Genomic DNA, 17,129 nt, shown 5'->3' on the forward strand with positions numbered 1-17,129 from the left:
GACAGCTCGGTTCAAGGTCGTCGCTCGACCGTATTCACCCCTGGACCCTCAGGTCATGTCCATGGCCCCCGCTGTCACACGATCGCCATTCGGCCGTCACGCGCCGGCGGCCGGCGGGGCGCCGGCCCGCCCGCCAGGCCGCCGCCCGCCCCGCCGCACCCGCCCCCGCCTGCGGTCCGCCCGCCCGCCGCCCCGGATCCGCCCCCGCCGCCGAACGCCCCACCCCGCCCGGCGGATGTCCGGATCGGACCACCGCTCCCCGCGGCGCCGTGACCGCGGCCGCCGTCCGGCCGAACCCCAAGGGCAGGGCCCGACGGGCAGGGCTCCCGCGGTCCGCCACGGCCACCTGCCACAATTGGCAGCCTTCCAGTGCAAACGAAGGCAGGCGGGACCCGATCGTGACGATGTCCATCGAAGGCAGGATCGCCGAGGAGCTCGGCGTACGGGAGCGGCAGGTCAAGGCCGCCGTCGAGCTGCTCGACGGCGGCTCCACCGTGCCGTTCATCGCGCGCTACCGCAAGGAAGCGACCGAGATGCTCGACGACGCCCAGCTGCGCACCCTGGAGGAGCGGCTGAGGTATCTGCGCGAGCTGGAGGACCGGCGCGCGGCCGTCCTGGACTCCGTACGGGAGCAGGGCAAGCTCGACGCCGAGCTGGAGGCCCGGATCAACGCGGCCGACACCAAGGCGCGCCTGGAGGACATCTACCTCCCCTTCAAGCCCAAGCGGCGCACGAAGGCGCAGATCGCCCGCGAGGCCGGCCTGGAACCCCTCGCGGACGGCCTGCTGGCCGACCCGTCGGTGGAACCGGCCGCCGCGGCCGCCGCGTTCGTCGACGCCGGCAAGGGCGTCGCCGACCCGGCCGCCGCCCTGGAGGGCGCCCGCGCCATCCTCACCGAGCGGTTCGCCGAGGACGCCGACCTGATCGGCGAGCTCCGCGAGCGCATGTGGGGCCGCGGCCGGCTCGCCGCGAAGGTCCGCGAGGGCAAGGAGGAGGCCGGCGCGAAGTTCGCCGACTACTTCGACTTCGCCGAGCCCTTCACCGCGCTGCCCTCGCACCGCGTCCTCGCCATGCTGCGCGGCGAGAAGGAGGAAGTCCTCGACCTCAGCCTGGAACCCGAGGCACCCGAGGACGCCGACACCCCCGGCCCCTCCACGTACGAGAGCATGATCGCGCGCCGCTTCGGCATCGCGACCCCCGCGCAGCACAGCCGGCCCGGCGACAAGTGGCTCGCGGACACCGTCCGCTGGTGCTGGCGCACCAAGGTCCAGGTGCACCTCGGCATCGACCTGCGGATGCGGCTGCGCCAGGCCGCCGAGGACGAGGCCGTACGCGTCTTCGCGTCGAACCTGCGCGACCTGCTGCTCGCGGCGCCCGCCGGCACCCGCGCCACCCTCGGCCTCGACCCGGGCTTCCGCACCGGTGTGAAGGTCGCCGTGGTGGACGCCACCGGCAAGGTCGTGGCCACCGACGTGATCTACCCGCACGTGCCCGCGAACAAGTGGGACGAATCCCTCGCCAAGCTGGCCCGCCTGGCCGAGCAGCACGCGGTCGAGCTGGTCGCCATCGGCAACGGCACCGCGTCCCGGGAGACCGACAAGCTGGCCGCGGACCTGATCGCCCGCCACCCCGGACTCGGCCTGACCAAGGTGATGGTCTCGGAGGCGGGCGCCTCCGTGTACTCGGCCTCCGCCTTCGCCTCGCAGGAACTGCCCGGCATGGACGTGTCGCTGCGCGGCGCCGTCTCCATCGCCCGCCGCCTCCAGGACCCGCTGGCCGAACTGGTCAAGATCGACCCGAAGTCGATCGGAGTCGGCCAGTACCAGCACGACCTGTCCGAGGTGAAGCTGTCCCGCTCCCTCGACGCGGTGGTCGAGGACTGTGTGAACGGCGTCGGCGTCGACGTCAACACCGCGTCCGCGCCCCTGCTCTCGCGGGTCTCCGGCATCAGCGGGACCCTCGCCGAGAACATCGTCGCCCACCGCGACGCCAACGGCCCCTTCAGGAACCGCAAGGGCCTCAAGGACGTGGCCCGCCTCGGCCCCAAGGCGTACGAGCAGTGCGCGGGCTTCCTGCGCATCCGCGGCGGCGACGACCCGCTGGACGCCTCCGCCGTGCACCCCGAGGCCTACCCGGTGGTGCGGGCGATGGGGAAGACGGCGGGCGGCGAGGTGGCCGCACTGATCGGCAACACCGGCGTCCTGCGCTCCCTGCGGCCCGAGCAGTTCGTCACCGAGGCCTTCGGCCTGCCCACCGTCACCGACATTCTGCGCGAGCTGGAGAAGCCGGGCCGCGACCCGCGCCCCGCCTTCAGGACGGCGACCTTCAAGGAGGGCGTCGAGAAGATCGGCGACCTGGCCCCGGGGATGATCCTGGAAGGCGTCGTCACCAACGTGGCCGCCTTCGGGGCCTTCATCGACATCGGCGTCCACCAGGACGGCCTGGCGCACGTCTCGGCGCTGTCGAAGACCTTCGTCAAGGACCCCCGGGACGTGGTCAAGCCGGGCGACATCGTCCGGGTCAAGGTCATGGGCGTGGACATCCCGCGCAAGCGGATCTCGCTGACCCTGCGGCTGGAGGACGAGGCCGGGGCGGAGCGCGGCGCGGGCGCCCCGCGACAGCGCGACGAGCGGCGCGGCGGCGGCCGTCCCCCGCAGCAGCGCGGCGGAGCGGGCGGCCGGGGCGGCGGCAGGAGCCAGGGCGAACGCGGCCAGGGCCAGGGCGGTGGCCAGGGCCGGCGGCAGGGGGGCGGCGCACCCGCACCGGCGAACAGCGCGATGGCCGACGCCCTGCGCCGGGCCGGCCTCACCGCTCCCGAGGAGCGCCGCAAGCGGTGACCCGGGCGGGGCGGGCGTGCGGGAGCGGTCCCGCACGCCCAGGGGGTGTCTTCGGCCACCCGGCGCGTGACGATCTTCGTATGTGATGGCCGAATAGCTTCCCCACCTGGGGACTTTCCTTGCCAACTCGCGTACAAGATCTGTAGGCATGGTGGAACGCCCGTTCGTCACCCGGCGGACGGGCTTCCGCGTTTCCTCCCTCAGGACTGCATTCCCCGAGGCCGCCTTGAAGGCACAGGACGTCATGCCCATGCCCACACACGCCTACCGACGCTGCCCCGGAAAGGGTCCGAAGAGGGATCACATGTCCCACCGGCAACTCAGCCTTCGCAAAAGGTGCGAGAAGATTCTCGGCCATCTGGATCTGACCCACCCGTTCTCCCTCGACGTCCTGTGCGCACGGATCGCCGAGCAGCGCGGCCGCCCCATCCGGCTCCACCCGCTCCCCAAGGAGGCGGCGGAATCGGGGGTCTGCGGCCTGTGGGTGGGCACGGCCAGCGTCGACTACGTCTTCTACGAGGCGCAGACCACGCCGCTGCACCGCGAGCACATCGTCCTCCACGAGCTCGGCCACATCCTCTTCGGACACCACTCGCTGGAGGGCGAGGACACCGACGGCAGCGCCCCCGTCGTGCTCGGCCGCACCAACTACACCACCCGCCAGGAGCAGGAGGCGGAGATGCTCGCCAGCATGATCCGCATCCGCACCGCCAACGCCGGCCCGCGCACCCCCGCCCGGGACCGGGGCACCCTGGCCCGGCTGGAGTCCGCCATGGGGTACGAGCGGGGTGCCGCCGATGGCGACTGACCTGACCGCCTTCGGCGACTGGCTCGCCGTTCCGAGCGTCGTCTGCCTGTGGGCCGCAGTCCTGCTGCGCGCCCCGGGCGCCCTGCGCTCGCCCCAGCAGCGCGGGCTGTGGCTGGCCGTCGCGACCGCCGCCGCGGCGATGACGCTGAACCTGCCGGACCTCGTCGCCTACGCGATGGACCGCGGCGCGGCCTACGCCCACACCATCGGCCTCGCCCGCAACCTCGTCGGCGTGCTGTCGGCGGGCGCCGTGCTCTACTTCGTCGCCGCCGCCACCCGCGGCCGCCGCCTCCAGATCGCCTCCTGCGCCGCCACCGCGGCCTGGACGGGCGCCCTCGTGGCCATGGACGCCGCAGCACCCGGCCACGGCACCCACACCATGCCCCCGGCCGGCGACCCGGTACCGTCCCTCGCCTACTGGCTCGTGCTGATCTCGGCCCACGTCATCGCCAACACCCTCTGCGTGGCCCTGTGCTGGCGCTACAGCCGCCGCACCGGGAGCCGCGGCCTGGCGGCCGGCCTGCGCCTCTTCGGCCTCGGCACGGCGCTCGCCGGACTGTTCTGGCTGGCCTACCTGGCCAAGGCCCTGTTCGGCAGCACCTGGGCGATGCCCGCCCTCCCGCTGCTGATGAACCTGCACGGCCTGCTGCGCGCCGCCGCGATCCTCGTGCCCACCCTGTCCACCCTGCGCCGCACCGCCGGCGACATCGCCACCGCCTGGCGGCTGTGGCCGCTGTGGCGGGACCTGGTCGAGGCGGTCCCGCACGTCGCCCTCAACAAGCCGAGGAGCTCCCGGCTGGCGGAACTGCTGTGGCCGCCGGTCCAGCGCGACCTCCTCGTCTACCGCAAGGTCATCGAGACCCGCGACGCCATCCTGATCCTGGGCGAGTACGCCCGCCCGGGCGCCCTGGAGCAGGCCCGCGGCCTGCTCGCCGGCCGGCAGATCCCCGAGCGGCGGCGCACCGCCGCCGCGCTGGCCCGCGTACTGAAGGACGCGCGGCGGGCCAAGCTCGCCGGCCTGCCCGGACGGGCCGGCGAGGCGGCCGCGCTGGAACTGCCCGCGGCCGTCCAGAGTTCGAACGAAGGCGGGGACCTGGCGGACGAGGCCCGGTTCCTGGTCGACGTCGCCGAGGCCTACACCTCGCCGGCCACCACCGAGGAAGTGAAGACGCCGTGACCACCGTACTGATCACCGGAGCCAGCGCCGGGCTGGGCGCGGCCTTCGCCCGGGGATTCGCCGCCAAGGGCTGCGACCTGGTCCTCGTGGCCCGGGACAAGGACCGGCTCGACGCCGTCGCCGGCGCGCTGGCCCGCGAGTACGGCACCTCCTCCGAGGTGCTGCCCGCCGACCTGCTGGACCCGGCGGAGCTCGCGGCGGTCGCCGAACGGCTCGCCGACCCCGCCCGGCCCGTGGACATCCTGGTCAACAACGCGGGCTTCGGGCTCCCGGCGCCCTTTCCCCACAACCCGGTCGAGGACGAGGAGCGGATGCTCGACCTCCTCGTCAGGATCCCGCTGCGGCTCACCCACGCAGCGCTGCCCGGCCTGCGCGCGCGCCGCCACGGGGCCGTCGTCAACGTCTCCTCGGTCGCCGGACTGCTGCCCACCGGCACCTACGGAGCCGCCAAGGCCTGGATCACCGCCTTCAGCGAGTCCCTCCGGGTGGACATGGAGCCCTACAACGTCCGGGTCCTCGCCGTCGTCCCCGGCTTCACCCGCACCGAGTTCCAGGAACGCGCCGGGATGGACGTCAGCGCGCTGCGCGACGCGGTCTGGCTGGAGCCGGAAGCCGTGGTCGAGCAGGCGCTGAGGGACCTGGCCCTGCGCCGCCCGGTCAGCATCACCGGCCGCCGCTACCAGGCCTACGCCCTCGCCGTCCGCCACCTCCCGCGCAGCTTCGTGGCACGCAGGATGGCCCGCAAGCGCCGGGCCCCCGCCGGCCCGGACGCCTGACCCGCCGGTCCGGGCGGCCGCCGGGCCGCGGCTACAGCTCGGTGACCCTGCCGCCGGAGACCTCCAGGCGGCGTGTCACCTGCACCGCTTCGAGCATCCGGCGGTCGTGCGTCACCAGCAGGAGGGTGCCCTCGTAGGACTCCAGGGCGGACTCCAGCTGCTCGATCGCCGGCAGGTCGAGGTGGTTCGTCGGCTCGTCCAGGACCAGCAGGTTCACCCCGCGGCCCTGGAGCAGCGCGAGGGCCGCGCGGGTGCGCTCGCCGGGGGAGAGGGTCGCCGCCGGGCGCAGGACGTGGGCCGCCTTCAGGCCGAACTTGGCCAGCAGGGTGCGCACTTCGGCGGGCTCGGTGTCGGGCACCGCCGCGCAGAACGCCTCCAGCAGCGGTTCGTCGCCGAGGAACAGTCCGCGCGCCTGGTCGACCTCGCCCACCAGCACCCCGGAGCCGAGCGTGGCGGAGCCGGAGTCCGGGGCCAGCCGGCCCAGGAGCACGGCGAGGAGGGTGGACTTGCCGGCGCCGTTGGCCCCGGTGATCGCCACCCGGTCCGCCCAGTCGATCTGCAGGCCGGCCGGACCGAAGGTGAAGTCCCCGCGCTTGACGACCGCCTCGCGCAGGGTGGCCACCACGGAGCCCGAGCGCGGGGCGGCCGCGATCTCCATGCGCAGCTCCCACTCCTTGCGCGGCTCCTCGACGACCTCCAGCCGCTCGATCGCACGCTGCGTCTGGCGGGCCTTGGCGGCCTGCTTCTCACTGGACTCGCCGCGCAGCGCCTTCCCGATCTTGTCGTTGTCGGTGGCCTTGCGGCGGGCGTTGCGCACGCCCTTGTCCATCCAGTTGCGCTGCATCTGGGCCCGCCCCTCCAGCGAAGCCCTCTTGTCCGCGTACTCCTCGTACTCCTCACGCGCGTGGCTGCGGGCCCGCGCGCGCTCCTCCAGATAGGAGTCGTAGCCGCCGCCGTATAGGTTGATCTGCTGCTGCGCCAGGTCCAGTTCCAGCACCTTGGTGACGGTCCGCGTCAGGAACTCGCGGTCGTGGCTGATCACGACGGTGCCGGCGCGCAGCCCCTTCACGAACCGCTCCAGCCGCTCCAGACCGTCCAGGTCCAGGTCGTTGGTCGGCTCGTCCAGCAGGAACACGTCGTAGCGGGAGAGCAGCAGCGAGGCCAGGCCCGCACGGGCCGCCTGGCCACCGGAGAGCGCCGTCATCGGCAGGTCCAGACCGACCGCGAGGCCCAGCTCGTCGGCCACCTCCGCGGCCCGCTCGTCCAGGTCCGCGCCACCGAGGTCCAGCCACCGGTCGAGCGCGGTCGCGTACGCGTCGTCCGCGCCCGGCGTGCCGTCCACCAGGCCCTGCGTCGCCGCGTCGAGCTCCGCCTGGGCGGCGGCGACTCCGGTACGCCGGGCCAGGAACTCCCGGACCGACTCCCCGGCCCGGCGCTCCGGCTCCTGCGGGAGGTGGCCGACGGCGGCGGTGGGCGGCGACAGCCGCAGCTCCCCGGTCTCGGGGGTGTCCAGCCCGGCGAGCAGGCGCAGCAGGGTCGACTTCCCGGCGCCGTTGACGCCGACGAGGCCGATGACGTCACCGGGCGCGACGACGAGGTCGAGATCGGCGAACAGCGTGCGCTCGCCGTGCGCGGCGGTGAGCTTCTTGGCGACGAGGGTTGCAGTCATGATGGGGCCGATCCTATCGGCGCGCCGGCGCCGCCCCGGCTGACGGTCGAGCCGGGATGACCCGGTGCGGTCGGGTGGACACGGTACGTTGCCACGGGCTCGGGTGCGGGGGGCGCGGGGACCGGGCCGCAGCCGTTCGACCGCTCCGGAGGAGCCATGCAGATCGCCGTACTGCTCTACGACCGCTTCACCGCCCTCGATGCCGTCGGCCCGTTCGAAACCCTCGGCCGGCTCACCGGCGCCGAGGTCGTCTTCGTCTCCGAGCGGCCCGGGCCCGTACGCACCGACAACGGGGCCCTCGCACTCGTCGCCGACAAGGGGCTCGACGAGGTCACCCGGCCCGACGTCGTCCTCGTGCCCGGCGGGCCGCACCCCGAACGTGAGATGGCCAACCCCGTGGTCATGGACTGGCTGCGTGCCGTGGACGCCACCAGCACCTGGACCACCTCGGTGTGCACCGGGTCCCTGCTGCTGGCCGCGGCCGGCCTCCTGGAGGGACGGCGGGCCACCAGCCACTGGCTCTACCTGGACCGGCTGCCCGAACTCGGCGCCCACCCCACCGGCGAACGCGTGGTGTTCGACGGGAAGTACGTGACCGCGGCCGGGGTGTCCTCCGGCATCGACATGGGGCTCACCCTGCTCGGCCGCATCGCCGGAGACGACTTCGCCCAGGCCGTCCAGCTGATGACCGAGTACGACCCCCAGCCGCCCTACGACGCCGGCTCGCCCGACAAGGCCCCGGCCGACCTCGTCGCGCGGTTGCGCGGGAACAACGCGCCCGGCTAGCCGGCCGTCACGGCGACCACGTGAAGCGCGGAGCGCGGCGCTCCAGGAACGCGGCGACCCCCTCGGCGGTGTCGCCGCTCCCGGCCGCCTGCGCCTCCCAGTACCCGTCCCGGTCCGTACGGCCGTCCGCGAACTCCTTGGCCGCCGCCTGCGTCAGCTGCGAGCGGGAGGCCAGGACCCGGGTGAACTCGGCGACACGCTTGTCCAGCCGCCCGGCCGGCAGGAGCTCGTTCAGGAAGCCGGCGCGCAGCGCCTGCTCCGCGTCGATCAGCTCGGCGGAGAAGAGGAGGTACTTGGCCCAGGCCGGGCCCACCAGGGAGGCGAGCCGGCGCGTGGAGGACGCCGGGTAGACGACGCCCAGTTTCGCCGGGGTCACCCCGAAGGAGGCACCCTCCTCGGCGAAGCGCAGGTCGCAGGCGGCCGCGAGCTGGCTGCCGCCGCCCACGCAGAACCCGCGGATCGCCGCCAGCGTCGGCTTGGGGAAGGCCGCCAGGGCCTCCTCCGCGGCCACGGCCAGAGCCCGGGGGTCGTCGTCCCCGGTGAGGGAGGAGATGTCCGCGCCCGCGCAGAACGTCGACCCGGCCCCGGTCAGGACGAGCGCCCGTACGGCCGGGTCGCCCGCCAGGCCGTCCAGCAGGCCGGGGAGCGCCCGCCACATCGCGGAGGTCATCGCGTTGCGCTTGGCTTGGTGCGAGACGACGACGGTGGCGACCCCGTCGGAGACCGTGTGCAGAAGGGTTGCGTCCAGGGCTGCGTCCATGCGCCGGATGCTATCCCGGGTGGTGAATCCTATGATCAGGGGAGTCCTCGGGGGTGCGAGGAGGTGGCACGTCCATGGGCGCAGACCGCGCGCCGCGCACCGCGGCAGGGAACCGGGAAGCGCAGCGGGAGAAGAAGGTCAACCGCAGCTTCGGGCTGATGGCCGTGCTCGGGGTGCTTCTCGTGCTGGCCGGCCTCGTCGGCCTCGTCCACACGGGCCTGGCCACCCTCACCTCGATGTTCCTCTTCGGCTGGCTGCTGCTCATCGGCGGCGTGGTCGGTCTCGTGCAGGCGGTGCAGTCGCGGGGGAGCAGCTACTTCTGGCTCGCCGTCATCGTCGCCGCGATCAACATCGCGGCGGGCTTCGTGATCCTGCGCCGCCCGGAGGCGAGCGCCGAGGCGCTGACCATGTTCGCGGCCCTGCTCTTCCTCACCGGCGGACTGTTCCGGCTGGTCGGCGCGCTGGTGGTACGCGGAGCGAACTTCGGGCTCGCGCTCGTTCAAGGGGCCTTCGGCGTGCTGCTCGGCTTCCTGGTCCTCTCCGAGTGGCCAGGCAACAGTCTGTACGTGATCGGAACCTTCTTCTCGCTCGCCCTGCTGTTCGACGGCCTGAGCCTCATCGCCATGGGCCTGGGGGCGCGCCGCATCCTGGGCCTGGTCAGGGAAGACGAGGCGGGGGCGGCGGAGGGGACGGAGGCCGGCGGCGGGCGGGGGAAGCGCGAGGCGGCCGAGAAGCGTCCGCCGGAAGATCAGGAACAGACCAACAACTGACGCTGTCATAAGCCGGTGGTCATAAAGCGTCCGATTGGTGCTGACTTCTGGTCAGCAGCGCGGCCCGCACCCGCCCTTTCCCCACTCTTGTCGCGTGGAGACGATCGAGCGTGAAGACGGGGGCCGGAAGATGGACGCCAGCGGGAGCGGCCCGCAAGCCGAGCAGGGGGCGCCGGGAGCTCCGGCCGGCCCCCTCGCCTACGAGGGCGTGTGGAGGTTCACCGCTCCCGCAGTTGAAGAATCCGTTCCGCAGGCCCGCCGGGCCGTCCGGGACCTGCTCGGGCGCCAGGGGGTGCCGGCCCATCAGGACCTCGTGTACTCGCTGCTCCTGATCGTCTCCGAACTCGTGACGAACTCCGTCCGGCATGCGGCCCTGCTCTCGCCCGAGGTCGCGGTCGAGGTCGCGATCGGCCGCGAGTGGGTCCGGGTGGCCGTCGAGGACAACCACCCCTACCGCCCCAAGGCGCTGGAGGCCGACTTCGGCCAGACCGGCGGCCGCGGCCTGCTGCTCGTCCGGGAGGTCACCCTGGAGCACGGCGGGGTCTGCGACGTCGAGCACACCTCGACCGGCGGCAAGGTCATCTGGGCGGCCCTCCCGCTCGCCGCCCCGCCGACCGCCCGCTGAGCGGCGGACGGAGGGGCGGCGGAGGCGGGCAGGCCAGAGGGAGACCGGAGCCGGAGTCCAGGGCCGGAGGCGGAGTACGGGCTACCAGCCCGCCGCGTCGCCGGTCAGCTCGCGGATCGCGGGCCGCGCCGCGTCCAGCACGGTCATGAACCAGGCCGAGAACGGCGCTTCGGCATGCCGCTTCGCCAGCTCCTCGGCGGTGACGAAGGCGGTGTCCCCGACCTCCTCCGGATCCGGCCGCACGGCAGCCTGCGCAAGTCCCACGAACAGGTGATTGAACTCCTGCTCCACGAGCCCCGACGCGGGGTCAGGGTGGTTGTAGCGCACCGTTCCCGCCTGCGCGAGCAGCGAGGGGGACAGCCCCAGCTCCTCGTGGGTCCGCCGGGCCGCCGCCGCGAACGGGGACTCGCCGGGGTAGGGGTGGCCGCAACAGGTGTTCGACCAGACGCCCGGCGAGTGGTACTTCCCGAGGGCCCGCTGCTGGAGCAGCAGACGCCCCTGCTCGTCGAACAGGAACACGGAGAACGCCCGGTGCAGCTGCCCGGGAGCCTGATGGGCGGAGAGCTTCTCCGCCGTGCCGATGGTGTTGCCGGACTCGTCGACCAGTTCGAGCATGATCGGTTCTTGAGTACCGGTGCCGTGGGACGCGCTGTTCGCGGCGGTGGCTGGTGTGGTCGGCATACCCATCCTTCGCTTCGGACTTCGGCCTTCAGTCTGCCGTACAAAAGAGGCTTGTCCCCACTTCGGAGAACCGCGCATGTCCGCCCCCCGTCGCGTGTTAGGGGGTGTCCTGCCGATCGGCAGGACACCCCCGGGCCCGGTCAGGACCCCGGCGACGCGGGGCGGACACGTCACACACCGCTCAGGCGCGTCAGACTCCGAACGGGGCCGGATACGCGATCGTGCCCGCCGGGACCGGGACGCTGCCGTCCAGCACCAGGGCCATCATGGCCTCGTCCGGAACCTCGAAAGGCGCCCGGATCCCGAACCTCGACGCCTCCACGAATCCGAAGCGCGGGTAGTAGGACGGATGCCCCAGGACCACCACCAGCGACTCGCCCCGCTCCCGGGCCGCCGCCAGCAGGGCCCGTACGACCGAACTGCCGGCCCCCGAGCGCTGGTACGCCGGATCGACGGCCACCGGGGCCAGTGCCAGCGCCGGGGCGCCGCCGACCTCGCACCGGGTGAGCAGGGCGTGCGCGGCGACGGACCCGTCGGCGGCCTCGGCCACGTACGACAGCCCCGGCAGCCAGGAGCCGTCCGCGCGCAGGGCGTCCACGAGATCCGCCTCCAGCGGGGTCTCGAAGGCCGCCAGGTTGACGGCCCGCACGGCGGCGATGTCCGCCGCGGTCTCCGGCCGGGCCGGCCAGGCGCCGCCGCCACCGGCCGCCACCGGCCGCAGGACATAGCCGGTGTAGCCGTACTCGTGCCCGTGACGGGCCCGTACGGCCAGCTCCTCGCGGGTGGCGGCCAGTGCCCGCGCCATGGAGGGGGACGCGGCCGGCTCGTGGGCGCGGGCCCGCTCGGCGAGCGGCACGTAGTACTCGTCCCAGTCCGAGTCGGGCAGGTGGTGCACGCCGAGCAACTGGTACCCGGCGGCCTGGGCGGCAGCGATGTTGCCGGCGGTGGAGCGCAGCGCGTAGTGCGGGTCCCAGAAGGCGCGCGCTCCGGCGGACGGCTCCGGGGCCGTCCACTCGCACTCGGTCAGCACGAGCGTGCCGCCCGGGGCGAGCAGCCGCCTCCACCGCGCGAGCGCGGTGTCGAATCCGACGATGTAGGCGGAGCCCTCCGCCCAGACGAGGTCGAAGGAGCCGTCCCCCGAATCCTCGGCGGGGAGCGCGTTCATGTCCGCCTCGACGGTGCGGACCCGGTCGGCGAGCCCGCGGGCAGCGGCGGCCGTACGGAGCTCGTCGAGGAAGGGGGCGTGCAGGTCGACGGCGGTCACCTCGGCGCCGCCGCGGCCCGCTCCGCCCGCCTCGGCGGCGAGCAGCAGCGTGCTGCGGCCGGGACCGCAGCCCAGGTCCAGGACGCGGGGCCGCTCGGGCAGGGGTCCGCACAGGGACAGCAGGCGGCGGGTGCTCGCGTCGGAGCCCGGAGCCTGCCGGGGCAGTCCGTGGTGAAGGGTGAAGAACGCCTCGGTGTCGGCGTCGGTGGTGGTGACGGTGAAATCGGTGTCGTCGGTCAACGTGAACCCTGAGAAAAGGGGCTCCGGCCGATCTGGGGCTCCCCTCGGCGCACGCCGCGGGAACGGTGGATCAGGCCCGGCCGGTCGCCCGGGGGGAAAGGGGGATGCACCGGAGTTCGCAGCGCTCGGCCGCGACCACTGCGACGGTCATCAACCCACCTCTTCCCACTCGACACCTTCAGGGGCGTGCCCACCGTAACATCCGCGCCGTTTGTGGTACGGCGTCGTGATCACCGATGATGATCACGACCAGGCCCGGAGCCCGGATATTCGGCTCATCGGGGCGCAAACGGGTGATGAAAACCTGCTTCCGTTCATCCGATAGCCTCTGCCGACGTGCCGCCGCCCGAACGGGCGCGCCCGTTCGGAACCCGTCACAAGGAGTGAGTTCGTCTGCCGACCGTCATCCTCACCGGCCTGCCGGTCCCCGGATCGCCGCTCGCGGACGAGCTCCGCTCCCTCGGCTTCGAGGTCCGCCCGGCCGCCGGTCCCCAGGACGCCGCCGCCGCACTGGCCGGCGTACCCGCCGACCAGCGGGTGGCCGTCGTGGACACCGCCTTCGTCGGGCACGTCCACGCCCTGCGGCTCGCGCTGACCGACCCGCGCTTCGACGCCTGCGCCGTCACCGGCGCGCTCTCCGTGCAGGCCGGTGCCCGGGAGGCGCTGGACAAGGCCGTCGCCACCGAGGGCGCCGCCGGAACCGGCCCGTACGCCGACCGGCTCGCGGCCGCCGTCGAGGCCGCCGGCACCACCGTCCAGCGGCCCGAGCTCGGCAGCCTGGTCGCCGCCGTCCCCGCCGGCGCGGGTGAACGCGCCGCGGCCGTAGCAGCCGTCGCCGCCGTGGACGAGGAGGCCGTACGGCTCCGCTCCGCAGTGAAGTCCCGCGACGGGTTCTTCACCACCTTCTGCATCAGCCCGTACTCGCGCTACATCGCCCGCTGGTGCGCGCGCCGCGGCCTGACCCCGAACCAGGTCACCACCGCCTCCCTGATCACCGCGCTGATCGCGGCCGGCTGCGCCGCCACGGGCGAGCGCTGGGGCTATGTCGCGGCCGGTGCCCTGCTGATCGTCTCCTTCGTCCTGGACTGCACGGACGGGCAGCTCGCCCGCTACTCCCTGCAGTACTCGACGATGGGCGCCTGGCTCGACGCCACCTTCGACCGGGCGAAGGAGTACTCCTTCTACGCGGGCCTCGCCCTCGGCGCGGCCCGGGGCGGCGACGACGTCTGGGGCCTCGCCCTCGGCGCCATGATCCTCATGACCTGCCGGCACGTCGTGGACTTCTCCTTCAACGAGGCCAACCACGACGCCACCGCCAACACCAGCCCGACGGCCGCCCTCTCCGACCGCCTCGACAGCGTCGGCTGGACGGTCTGGGTCCGACGGATGATCATCCTGCCGATCGGTGAGCGCTGGGCGATGATCGCGGTCCTGACCGCCCTCACCACCCCCCGGATCGTCTTCTACGCCCTGATCGCCGGCTGCGCCTTCGGCGCGCTCTACACCACGGCCGGCCGCGTGCTGCGGTCCCTGACCCGCAAGGCGCGGCGCACCGACCGGGCCGCCCAGGCACTCGCCGACCTCGCCGACTCCGGCCCGCTCGCCGAGCTCCAGGCCCGGCTGCTGCGCGGCCGCGCCGGATCCTTCGGATCCGTGTACGTCGCCGCCCTCGGCACCGTGCTGATGACCGGCGCCGCCCTGTACCTCCCCTTCGGCGATCCGCGGCTGATCGCCGTGGCCGTGCTCTACGTCATGACCGCCGGTCTCGCCGTCGCCGCCCCCCTCAAGGGCGCGCTCGACTGGCTGATCCCGCCGCTGTTCCGCGCGGCCGAATACGTGACGGTCCTCGCGCTCGCCGCCAAGGCGGACGTCCCCGGGGCCCTTCCCGCGGCATTCGGCCTGATCGCGGCGGTCGCCTACCATCACTACGACACGGTGTACCGCATCCGCGGCGGCACCGGCGCGCCCCCGCACTGGCTGGTGCGGACGATCGGCGGCCACGAGGGCCGGGTCCTGCTGACCGCGGTCCTGGCCGCCGTCCTCGCGGACCGCGCATCGGACTTCCCCGTCGCGCTCACGGCCTTGGCCGTGTTCGTGGCACTGGTGGTGCTCGTGGAGAGCATCCGCTTCTGGGTCTCCTCCGGGGCACCCGCCGTACATGACGAAGGAGAACCAGCATGATCGGCCTTGTCCTCGCTGCCGGTGCGGGACGCCGCCTGCGTCCCTACACCGACACCCTGCCCAAGGCCCTCGTGCCCGTCGGCCCCGAGGGCGACGAGGAGAGCCTGACGGTCCTCGACCTGACCCTCGGCAACTTCGCCGAGGTCGGCCTCACCGAGGTCGCGATCGTCGTCGGCTACCGCAAGGAGGCCGTCTACGCGCGCCAGGCCGCGCTGGAGGCCAAGTACGGACTGAAGATCACGCTGATCGACAACGACAAGGCCGAGGAGTGGAACAACGCCTACTCCCTGTGGTGCGCCCGTGAGGTCCTCAAGCGCGGTGTGATCCTCGCCAACGGCGACACCGTCCACCCGGTCTCCGTCGAGAAGACCCTCCTCGCCGCCCGCGGCGACGGCCGGAAGATCATCCTCGCTCTCGACACGGTCAAGAGCCTGGCCGACGAGGAGATGAAGGTCGTCACCGCCGACGGCAAGGGCGTTCAGAAGATCACCAAGCTGATGGACCCCGCCGACGCCACCGGCGAGTACATCGGCGTCACGCTGATCGAGGCCGAGGCCGCCGAGGCCCTCGCCGAGGCGCTGAAGACCACCTTCGAGCGCGACCCGGACCTGTACTACGAGGACGGCTACCAGCAGCTCGTCAACGACGGCTTCACCGTCGACGTGGCCCCCATCGGCGACGTCAAGTGGGTCGAGATCGACAACCACGACGACCTCGCCAAGGGCCGGACGATCGCATGCCAGTACTGACGAGGCTCATCCCCTCGCCCGTCGTCGTCGACATCACGCGCGGGGCGATGGACGACCTGGCCGGCCTCCTCGCCGACCAGCGGATCTCCGCCTCCGGCAAGCTCGCCATCGCGATCAGCGGAGGTTCCGGCGTGGCGCTGCGCGCCAGGCTGGAGCCCGTGCTGCCGCACGCCGACTGGTACGCCGTCGTCGACGGCACCATCGACTCGGCGGTCAAGCTGGCCGACGACATAAAGGGCCGCCGCTACGACGCCGTCGTCGGCCTGGGCGGCGGCAAGATCATCGACGTGGCCAAGTACGCCGCGGCGCGGGTCGGGCTGCCCATGGTGGCCGTCGCCACCAACCTCTCGCACGACGGCATCTGCTCGCCGGTGTCCATCCTGGACAACGACAACGGCCGCGGCTCCTACGGCGTCCCCACCCCGATCGCCATGGTGATCGACCTCGACGTGATCAAGGAAGCCCCGGTGCGGTTCATCCGCGCCGGCATCGGCGACGCCATCTCCAACATCTCCGCGATCGCCGACTGGGAGCTCTCGCACGAGACCACCGGCGAGCCCGTGGACGGCCTGGCCGCCGCCATGGCCCGTACCGCCGGCGAGTCCGTGCTGCGCCACCCCGGCGGCTGCGGCGACGACGAGTTCCTCACCGTGCTCTCCGAGGCGCTCGTGCTCTCCGGCATCGCCATGTCGATCAGCGGGGACTCGCGCCCCTCGTCCGGCGCCTGCCACGAGATCAGCCACGCCTTCGACCTGCTCTACCCGGGGCGCTCCGCGCTCCACGGCGAGCAGGTCGGCATCGGGGCGGCCTTCGCGATGCACCTGCGCGGCTCCGCGAACGCGGCCGGCCACTTCGTGGAGGTGCTGCGCCGCCACGGCCTGCCGGTGGCGCCGGAGGAGATCGGCTTCAGCGTCGACGAGTTCGTCGCGGCCGTCGAGTACGCCCCCCAGACCCGCCCGGGACGCTTCACCATCCTGGAGCACCTCAACCTGTCCGCCGCCGAGATCAGGGACGCTTACGCCGACTATGCCAAGACCATCCGTAGCTGAACTGAGGCCCGTCGTCCACCCCGCGGGCGTGAAGGACCGGGTCAGCGGCGAGCACTGGGGCGGGCGCCTCTACATGCGCGAGATCTCCCTGCGCATCACCCGTTTCCTGGTCACCACGAAGGTCACGCCCAACCAGCTGACCTACCTGATGACCCTCGCCGGCGTCCTCGCCCTCCCGGCCCTGCTGGTGCCGGGTGTCTGGGGCGCCGTCCTCGGCGTGGTCGCGGTCCAGATGTACCTGCTGCTCGACTGCGTCGACGGCGAGGTCGCCCGCTGGAAGAAGCAGTACTCGCTCTCCGGGGTCTACCTGGACCGGGTCGGCGCCTACCTGTGCGACGCGGCCGTCCTGGTCGGCTTCGGCCTGCGCGCCGCCGACCTGTGGGGCACCGGCGGTGCCGACTGGCTGTGGGCCTTCCTGGGCACCCTCGCGGGGCTCGGCGCCATCCTGATCAAGGCCGAGACCGACCTGGTCGGCGTCGCCCGCCACCAGGCCGGCAAGCCCGTGGTCAAGGACGCCGCCGCCGAGCCGCGCGCCAAGGGCATGGCCCTCGCGCGCCGCGCCGCCGCCGCGCTCAAGTTCCACCGGCTGATCCTCGGCATCGAGGCCTCGCTGCTCATCCTGGTGCTGGCCGTCCTCGACCAGATGCGCGGAGACCTGTACTGGTCCCGGGTCGGCGTCGCCGTCCTCGCGGGCATCGCGATGCTCCAGACCGTGCTGCACCTGGTGTCGATCCTCGCCTCCAGCAGGCTCAAGTGA

Annotated in this window: 15 protein-coding genes; 11 read left to right on the forward strand and 4 right to left on the reverse strand. The window is 73.1% G+C overall.

Features of this window, described 5'->3' with window-relative positions; translation table 11 throughout:
- The first annotated feature begins 398 nt into the window (after positions 1–398).
- The 4 genes from BSL84_RS28350 to BSL84_RS28365 all read left to right on the forward strand — a co-directional run bounded on the left by BSL84_RS28350 (position 399) and on the right by BSL84_RS28365 (position 5,598).
- Positions 399–2,837 (forward strand): Tex family protein, encoded by a 2,439-nt coding sequence (locus BSL84_RS28350; protein ID WP_075971448.1) that lies wholly within the window; start codon positions 399–401, stop codon positions 2,835–2,837.
- Between the two features lie 304 nt (positions 2,838–3,141).
- Positions 3,142–3,645 carry an ImmA/IrrE family metallo-endopeptidase gene (locus BSL84_RS28355; RefSeq protein WP_030031625.1) on the forward strand — a complete coding sequence of 168 codons (504 nt, stop codon included), beginning with the start codon at positions 3,142–3,144 and terminating at the stop codon, positions 3,643–3,645.
- Complete coding sequence (locus BSL84_RS28360; RefSeq protein ID WP_159393573.1) at positions 3,635–4,822, forward strand: MAB_1171c family putative transporter; 1,188 nt, start codon at positions 3,635–3,637, stop codon at positions 4,820–4,822. The genes BSL84_RS28355 and BSL84_RS28360 overlap by 11 nt, the downstream gene beginning before the upstream one ends.
- Positions 4,819–5,598, forward strand: a complete 780-nt coding sequence (locus BSL84_RS28365) for an SDR family NAD(P)-dependent oxidoreductase (RefSeq protein WP_075971450.1) — start codon at positions 4,819–4,821, stop codon at positions 5,596–5,598. Before BSL84_RS28360 ends, BSL84_RS28365 begins: the two co-directional genes overlap by 4 nt.
- A gap of 31 nt (positions 5,599–5,629) precedes the next feature.
- On the opposite strand, the gene BSL84_RS28370 is transcribed toward BSL84_RS28365, so the two are convergent.
- Complete coding sequence (locus BSL84_RS28370; RefSeq protein WP_030030611.1) at positions 5,630–7,267, reverse strand: ABC-F family ATP-binding cassette domain-containing protein; 1,638 nt, start codon at positions 7,265–7,267, stop codon at positions 5,630–5,632.
- Between the two features lie 156 nt (positions 7,268–7,423).
- On the opposite strand from BSL84_RS28370, the gene BSL84_RS28375 reads away from it, so the two are divergent.
- Positions 7,424–8,053 carry a DJ-1/PfpI family protein gene (locus BSL84_RS28375; protein WP_075971451.1) on the forward strand — a complete coding sequence of 210 codons (630 nt, stop codon included), beginning with the start codon at positions 7,424–7,426 and terminating at the stop codon, positions 8,051–8,053.
- A 7-nt stretch (positions 8,054–8,060) separates the two neighbouring features.
- Here BSL84_RS28375 and BSL84_RS28380 read toward each other — a convergent pair whose 3' ends face one another.
- A complete protein-coding gene (locus BSL84_RS28380) occupies positions 8,061–8,801 on the reverse strand; it encodes an enoyl-CoA hydratase/isomerase family protein (RefSeq protein ID WP_075972277.1) in 741 nt (246 codons plus the stop codon).
- A gap of 86 nt (positions 8,802–8,887) precedes the next feature.
- Here BSL84_RS28380 and BSL84_RS28385 point away from each other — a divergent pair, with 86 nt between their 5' ends.
- On the forward strand, positions 8,888–9,583 hold the full coding sequence (locus BSL84_RS28385) for an HdeD family acid-resistance protein (protein WP_051873304.1): 696 nt from the start codon (positions 8,888–8,890) through the stop codon (positions 9,581–9,583).
- Positions 9,584–9,677: 94 nt separating this feature from the next.
- Entirely contained in the window at positions 9,678–10,208 is a 531-nt protein-coding gene (locus tag BSL84_RS28390) for an ATP-binding protein (RefSeq protein ID WP_030030615.1), read from the forward strand.
- Positions 10,209–10,289: 81 nt separating this feature from the next.
- On the opposite strand, the gene idi is transcribed toward BSL84_RS28390, so the two are convergent.
- Both idi and BSL84_RS28400 read right to left on the reverse strand, forming a co-directional pair.
- Positions 10,290–10,889, reverse strand: a complete 600-nt coding sequence (gene idi / locus BSL84_RS28395; RefSeq protein WP_030033814.1) for an isopentenyl-diphosphate Delta-isomerase — start codon at positions 10,887–10,889, stop codon at positions 10,290–10,292.
- A gap of 190 nt (positions 10,890–11,079) precedes the next feature.
- Positions 11,080–12,393 carry a bifunctional class I SAM-dependent methyltransferase/N-acetyltransferase gene (locus BSL84_RS28400; RefSeq protein ID WP_075971452.1) on the reverse strand — a complete coding sequence of 438 codons (1,314 nt, stop codon included), beginning with the start codon at positions 12,391–12,393 and terminating at the stop codon, positions 11,080–11,082.
- Positions 12,394–12,786: 393 nt separating this feature from the next.
- Between BSL84_RS28400 and BSL84_RS28405 the strand changes: the two genes are divergently transcribed.
- From BSL84_RS28405 to BSL84_RS28420, 4 genes are read left to right on the forward strand one after another with little or no spacing between them, the layout of a single operon-like run.
- Positions 12,787–14,574 carry a DUF5941 domain-containing protein gene (locus BSL84_RS28405; RefSeq protein WP_075971453.1) on the forward strand — a complete coding sequence of 596 codons (1,788 nt, stop codon included), beginning with the start codon at positions 12,787–12,789 and terminating at the stop codon, positions 14,572–14,574.
- The gene (locus BSL84_RS28410) at positions 14,571–15,323 is read left to right on the forward strand and encodes a sugar phosphate nucleotidyltransferase (protein WP_030028068.1); all 753 of its coding nucleotides are present in this window, start codon (positions 14,571–14,573) and stop codon (positions 15,321–15,323) included. The genes BSL84_RS28405 and BSL84_RS28410 overlap by 4 nt, the downstream gene beginning before the upstream one ends.
- On the forward strand, positions 15,311–16,372 hold the full coding sequence (locus BSL84_RS28415) for an iron-containing alcohol dehydrogenase family protein (protein WP_030028067.1): 1,062 nt from the start codon (positions 15,311–15,313) through the stop codon (positions 16,370–16,372). The genes BSL84_RS28410 and BSL84_RS28415 overlap by 13 nt, the downstream gene beginning before the upstream one ends.
- Positions 16,350–17,129, forward strand: a complete 780-nt coding sequence (locus BSL84_RS28420; protein WP_075971454.1) for a CDP-alcohol phosphatidyltransferase family protein — start codon at positions 16,350–16,352, stop codon at positions 17,127–17,129. The genes BSL84_RS28415 and BSL84_RS28420 overlap by 23 nt, the downstream gene beginning before the upstream one ends.

The sequence above is a fragment of the Streptomyces sp. TN58 genome (assembly GCF_001941845.1).
In the GTDB taxonomy this organism is placed as follows: domain Bacteria; phylum Actinomycetota; class Actinomycetes; order Streptomycetales; family Streptomycetaceae; genus Streptomyces.

Coding starts and splice junctions, on each gene's coding strand:
- BSL84_RS28355 (WP_030031625.1), top strand. CDS start 3,142: ATGTCCCACCGGCAACTCAGCCTTCGCAAAAGGTGCGAGAAGATTCTC.
- BSL84_RS28360 (WP_159393573.1), top strand. CDS start 3,635: ATGGCGACTGACCTGACCGCCTTCGGCGACTGGCTCGCCGTTCCGAGC.
- BSL84_RS28370 (WP_030030611.1), bottom strand. CDS start 7,267: ATGACTGCAACCCTCGTCGCCAAGAAGCTCACCGCCGCGCACGGCGAG.
- BSL84_RS28375 (WP_075971451.1), top strand. CDS start 7,424: ATGCAGATCGCCGTACTGCTCTACGACCGCTTCACCGCCCTCGATGCC.
- BSL84_RS28385 (WP_051873304.1), top strand. CDS start 8,888: ATGGGCGCAGACCGCGCGCCGCGCACCGCGGCAGGGAACCGGGAAGCG.
- idi (WP_030033814.1), bottom strand. CDS start 10,889: ATGCCGACCACACCAGCCACCGCCGCGAACAGCGCGTCCCACGGCACC.
- BSL84_RS28410 (WP_030028068.1), top strand. CDS start 14,571: ATGATCGGCCTTGTCCTCGCTGCCGGTGCGGGACGCCGCCTGCGTCCC.
- BSL84_RS28415 (WP_030028067.1), top strand. CDS start 15,311: ATGCCAGTACTGACGAGGCTCATCCCCTCGCCCGTCGTCGTCGACATC.
- BSL84_RS28420 (WP_075971454.1), top strand. CDS start 16,350: ATGCCAAGACCATCCGTAGCTGAACTGAGGCCCGTCGTCCACCCCGCG.